2 protein-coding genes are annotated in these 2,925 nt (G+C 77.3%); both read right to left on the bottom strand.

Annotation, left to right across the window (positions count from 1 at the left end):
- Window positions 1-104: 104 nt before the first annotated feature.
- On the bottom strand, window positions 105-839 hold the full coding sequence (locus DEP02_RS28975) for a methyltransferase domain-containing protein (protein ID WP_112470636.1): 735 nt from the start codon (window positions 837-839) through the stop codon (window positions 105-107).
- A gap of 68 nt (window positions 840-907) precedes the next feature.
- A complete protein-coding gene (locus DEP02_RS28970) occupies window positions 908-2,152 on the bottom strand; it encodes a lycopene cyclase family protein (protein ID WP_438947808.1) in 1,245 nt (414 codons plus the stop codon).
- Window positions 2,153-2,925: the final 773 nt, after the last annotated feature.

The raw sequence follows: 2,925 nt of genomic DNA, 5'->3' as shown, positions 1-2,925 counted from the left end.
GGGCGGTGCGGGCAGCAGCCGGGCCAGCCGGTCCCGGCCGGGGCGGGGCGGGCGGGTGCCGGGTGCGGAGGGACGGCGCGGGCGGCGCGGGAGGCGCGGGAGGGTCATCGTCCCGCCTCCTTCGTGCCGGCCTGCGGGCGGCGGGCGACGACGGTGTGGGTGATGCCGGTCTGCCAGCCCGGCAACGGCAGCACCCGCACCCGTTCGAACCCGGCCCGCCGCACGCGCTCCGCGAGCTGTCCGGCCGTGTCGAAGGTGACGACACCGCGCCACAGGTGCCGGTAGAGCGGACCGTCGCCGAGCAGCGTCGCGACCGGCAGGACGAGTCCGCCGCACACCGCGTTCCACACCGCCCGGTGCGCCGCCCGCCCGCTCAGCGCGTACTCGTGCACCGCCAGCCGGCCGTACGGCGTGAGCAGCCGCGACGCGGAGGCGAGCACGGCGTCCGGGTCGGCGGTATTGCGCAGCAGGTACGCGGCGAAGACCGCGTCGAACGGGCCGCGCACCCCGGCTTCGGTCAGGCGTTCCACCGGGGTGTGCACGAAGCGCACGGGCCGGGGCCACGGCCGGTGGGCGGCCCGCCGCAGCATGCCGGCCGAGGCGTCGACGGCGGTGATGTCCGCGCCGGGCAGCACGGCGGCCAGGGCCGCCGTCGAGGCGCCCGTGCCGCATCCGAGGTCCAGCACTCTCAGGCCCGCACCGCCGCGGGTCAGGCCGAGGCGCCGGGCGGAGCGCCGCAGGTGGGCGTGGTAGCCGGGATTGGCCGCCACCAGCGTGTCGTAGCCGCGGGCGGCGTGATCGAACGCGGCGGCCAGGTCGGCGTCGCGCAGCACAGGCATGCCATCTCCGTAAGTGAGGGGGTACGGGACACGGGGCGTCAGGCGGTGGGGGCGTGGGGTACGGGGCGTCAGTCGGCCGGAGAACTCCGGCGCGGCACGAAGGGCAGGGCGAGAGCGGAGCCGAGTATCGCGGTGACGGGCACGTGCAGGCCGATGGACAGGTCCTCCGGCAGGCTGGTGCGGCCGTCCAGGAAGCGCAGCAGGCGGGGCGCGGGGACGCGGGTGAACAGGCGGGTGAAGAAGGCCGGGCCGTCCACCCGGCCGTGGTCGAGGGCGTGCAGCAGCACGGCGTCCATGAGCCGGGAGCGGGCGGAGTGGGCGCGCGGGGGGAGGGGCCGGCGCCCGGCGTGCAGCGCGGCGGCCACGGCGCGGGTCTGGCGTTGCACGGCGCTGAAGGTGTAGCCCGTCGCGGGCCGGGTGGCCCCGGCCGCGGCCCCGATCCGGAACACGGACGCGGCGGCTTGCCGGGGGAAGTCCGCGTCCGTCATCGGGATCACGCCCTGTTCGCACGCGGTGACCTCGTGGCCGCCGACGCCCAGGATCCGGGTGGTGTAGTGCCGCAGCGCGCGGTCGTACGCATTCCGGTCGAGCACGCGGCGGGAGAACTCCGTGTACTCGACGAGCGCCTCGTGCGGCCCGGTCGGCAGGACGTAACCGAAGGACAGGCCGTGCGTGGGCTGGGGGGTGCGGAAGTCCATCAGCTCCACGGTGGCGGCATCGAACACCGGCCGGCGGGTGCGGACGAACCAGCCGCGGAAGTGCTGCAGCAGCGTGGTGCGGGCCGGTGGCAGGCGCCCGGGCGGCCGGGAGTCGAACACCCAGCGGGCGCGTACGGTCACCCGGCCGCCGTCGGCCCGGCGGGCGTGCACCAGGGCGCCGCCCCGCGCGGACTCGACCCGGTCCACGACGGCCTCGACGCGTGTCACGCACGGGCTCGCCGCGATCTCCCGGCCGACCAGCGCCTCGAAGGCGTCGGAGCGCAGCATCTTGTAGCGCAGCGGTGCGATGGCGGCGTCCACCGTCCGGCCGTCGCCGGAGCGTACCCGCAGCCGCTGCCAGGAGGTCGTCAGCGCCTCGTCGTACGGCCCCGCCCCCGCCTCCCAGTAGCACCAGGTGCGCCGTGCCGCGCGGAACGGGCCCGGCGGTGCCGCCAGCAGTACCGCCGTCACCCGGTGCGCGCCCGCGGGCGGGCGGGCCAGCCGCAGGGCCAGCGACAGCCCGGCGGCCCCGGCGCCCACGACGGCGACGTCCGACTCCACATCCACGGCGCGGTCCGGTCCCACGCCCACGGCGGCGTCCGGCTCCACACCCACGGCGGCTCCCTTCCCAGGCCTGCTGATCCGGTCGGTCTTCCGGCCAGTCTTCCGGCCCGCCGGCCGTGGCGGACGCAGCCGGGAGCGTGTCGGGCGGACGGGGGCCCGCCGTGTCGGCATGTCCACCGAACGGCGCATCCGGTGGGGCGTCCCGCGCGGAATGTGTCCTGGGGAACCGCGAAGTACGACGTGCGAGGGGCGGGTGGAGCACGGGGCACCCGGCCCGGCTTTCCCGACCGGCGAGAGGATCCGTGATGCGTTCCACCCAGGCGATCGGCCGTCCCACGGCCGGCCCACCGCGCAGGCCGCCCGCCGGGCCGGCCGGCCACCAGGAAACAGGAGAACCGGTCGGCACGGCCGACCGCGGTCCCAGGTCCTGCGCTCCCGCGGCCCACCGGGCCTGGGCGGCCTGTCCGGCCCACTCGGTCCATCCGACCCGTCCGACCCATCCGGTCTATCGGGTCCGTCCGGTCTATCGGGTCCGTCCGGTCCGTCCGGTCTATCGGGTCCGTCCGGTCCGTCCGGTCCGTCCGGCCCATCGGGCCCATCCGACCCGTCCGACCCGTCCGACCCGTCCGACCCGTCCGGCCCATCGAGTCCGTCCGACCCATCGGGCCTGGGAGGCCCACTCGGCCTACCCGACCCGTCCGGCCCATCCGGCCCGAGCGTCCCGCGCGGGTGATGTACGCGCCGTCGACGCCGGCGTGCCGGGCGCCGACGTGCCGGGCGCCGTCGGCCGGGTGCCCCGGCCCGGCGGTCCGTCGCTCGGCGCC

Origin of the sequence: Streptomyces triticisoli, assembly GCF_003270085.1 — a bacterium.
Taxonomy (GTDB): Bacteria; Actinomycetota; Actinomycetes; order Streptomycetales; family Streptomycetaceae; genus Streptomyces; species Streptomyces triticisoli.
This window is presented reverse-complemented; position numbering and strand designations above follow the sequence as displayed.

Excerpts from the sequence above, each read along its gene's own strand:
- DEP02_RS28975 (WP_112470636.1), bottom strand. The coding sequence starts at position 839 with ATGCCTGTGCTGCGCGACGCCGACCTGGCCGCCGCGTTCGATCACGCC.